At 68.6% G+C, this 2,508-nt stretch carries 2 protein-coding genes; both read right to left on the bottom strand.

What is annotated here, in order from left to right; genetic code table 11:
• Positions 1 to 994, bottom strand: a 994-nt coding sequence (locus G6019_RS11620; protein WP_241726013.1) for a MadB family AAA-type ATPase, incomplete at its 3' end; no start/stop codon positions are given.
• A 26-nt stretch (positions 995 to 1,020) separates the two neighbouring features.
• Positions 1,021 to 2,292, bottom strand: a complete 1,272-nt coding sequence (gene mdo, locus G6019_RS11615) for an NDMA-dependent methanol dehydrogenase (RefSeq protein WP_107755406.1) — start codon at positions 2,290 to 2,292, stop codon at positions 1,021 to 1,023.
• Positions 2,293 to 2,508 lie beyond the last annotated feature (216 nt).

Here is a 2,508-nt window from a genome sequence, read left to right as displayed (position 1 = left end):
TCGCCGCGGTGCCACCACCGGGCGGCTCGCCGTGCACCCCGGCGAGCATCCCGTCGTGGACCCCCGTGAGGACCTCACGCGCGGCGTCGTCGTCGGACCGGTACTTCAGTAGGGCGGCGGCCAGCACCCAGCCGAGCTCCGGGCTGTCCGGTTCCCACACGGACGCGGCCCGCGCCGCGTCCACCACCTCGGAGATCGACGGGGCCTTACGCAGGGGCATCTCACGCAGTCGGCGCGCCTTGTCCACCACGTCGGCCGCGACCGGTTCCGACACCTCGGGCGCCCGGGACCGGACGATCTCCGTCTCCCTCGCGGCGTCCGGGAAGTCCACGTGGAAGTGCAGGCACCGGCGCTTGAGGGCGCTGGACAGCTCCCGCGTGTCATTGGAGGTGAGCACCACCCAGGGAGTCGTTCGCGCGCGAAAGGTCCCGAGCTCGGGGATCGTCACCTGCTTCTCCGCGAGCACCTCCAACAGCATCGCCTCGAGCGACTCCTCGGTGCGGTCGATCTCGTCGATGAGCAGGACGACCGGGTCCTCGGAGGTGATGGCCTCGAGCAGCGGCCTGGTCACCAGGAAGTCCTCGCCGTGGATCCCCACCTCCATCTCCGCCAGCGCTGCCGAGGCGGCGCCGAGGTCCTCGTGAGCCTGCAGTTCGGCCGTGATCCGGTCCCGGAGCATCTGGACGTGCAGCAGCTGCTTGGCGTAGTCCCACTCGTACAGCGCCCGGGCGTCGTCCAGGCCCTCGTAACACTGCAGCCGGACCAACCGACGCCCGAACGCGGTCGCGAGCGACTTGGCCAGTTCGGTCTTCCCCACACCGGCCGGGCCCTCCAGCAGCAGCGGCCTGTCGAGGACCGTCGCCAGGTGCACGACGGTCGCCAACTCCCGGTCGACGATGTACCCCGTCGCCCGCAGCGCCTCCCGGAGGAGGTCGACGTCGATCGCCGCGTCAGCGGTTCCCGCCTCGTCGGGGCGGTCTGGGATGACACCCATGGTCGGGCCCTTTCCGTCCTCGCCGATCAGTAGGAGCCGGTCATGGCGTGCTCGACCATGGGGATCAGGGACTCGACCGTGGACTCGCGCGGGTTGCCCGGGGTGCACGCGTCACCCATCATGTGCTCGGCGATCCTGCGGACGTTCTCCGCGGAGGTGTCGATCCTGTCGCCCTTGCCCTTGTACTTGCCCGTGTCCATCTGGTTCTTCTCGTACAGCCCCGGCGTGATCTGGCTGAAGTTGTCCGGGATGCCGACGTCCTTGGACAACCGGATGGCGGCCTCCACCGCGGCGTCGGCCGCCTGGACGGTCGTCATGTTCCGGGTGTCCACGCCCATCTGCGGGGCGAGTTCGGCGTACCGCTGATAACGGGCCGGCAGGTTGTACTCCCACACCCGGGGCAGCGCGATCGCGTTGTTCAGGCCGTGGTGGGTGTCGTAGTACGCGCTGATCGCGTGGGACATCGAGTGGATCATCCCGAGTCCGCCCGAGTTGAACGCCTGGGTGGCGATGTACTGCGCGTTCATCATCCCGGTGCGCGCGTCGAGGTTGCGCGGGTCGTACACGGCCGTGGTGAGGTTGTCCGCCACGAGCTTGGTCGCGTACAACGCGTTGCCCAGCGAGGGGGCGAAGTCGAGCCGCGACACGTACGGCTCCGAACAGTGCGCGAGGACGTCGAACCCGCAGTACGCGGTGAAGTGCTGGGGGCAGGAGTAGTAGAGGAGCGGGTCGTCCATCGCCAGCGAGACCAGGCTGGCGTCGTCGAACGCGACCCACTTGTGCGGGTGGTCCATGTCCGAGGTGTCGGTGATGACGTACGCCCACGAGGTCTCCGCACCGGTTCCCGCTGTGGTGGACACGGCGATGTGCGGAGGGTTCTCGAAGTTGGTGGACTTGGAGAAGCCCTGGAACTCGTTGATGTCGCGGCCGTCGTGGGCGATCACCACGCGTGCGCCCTTGGCGGCGTCGTGGCTGGAGCCTCCGCCCACCGAGATGATGCCGTCGCACTTCTCGGAGTTGTAGAGCGCCGCGGCGTCCATGACGTTGTAGTCCTTGGGGTTGGACTCGACCTTGTCGAAGACCACGACGTCGAGACCCTGGTACTCGATCTTGCCCTTGAGCTCCTCGATGATCCCCGATCCGCGCAACCCGGTGGTCATGATGAGGACGCGGGTCATCCCCAACTTCTTGGCCTCCACGCCGAGGATGTCGTGCGCCCCCACCCCCAACAGCGCCTTGGGGAGCGGGTGGAACTCCTTGATCGGCATGTCCCAGATCTGATTCAGTTCGATCGCCATCGTGCGCCTCCTGCTCGAGCGATCCCCACCAGCGGCGGGGCGGTGTGTGTGACACCGATCACTCTTGCCCGGCGAGCGACCCTGCCGGAACACCTCGCGCGACGTTCTGGCCACCCGGCACCCCGGGGACGGCCCGATCGGCACCGACCGACCTACCCGAGCGGAGAGGCGGCCGGGGCCCGGCGGCACGGGCGGCCCGGAAACCCCTCAGGCCCC

It is taken from the genome of Dietzia sp. DQ12-76, from assembly GCF_014145045.1.
In the GTDB taxonomy this organism is placed as follows: domain Bacteria; phylum Actinomycetota; class Actinomycetes; order Mycobacteriales; family Mycobacteriaceae; genus Dietzia.
This window is presented reverse-complemented; position numbering and strand designations above follow the sequence as displayed.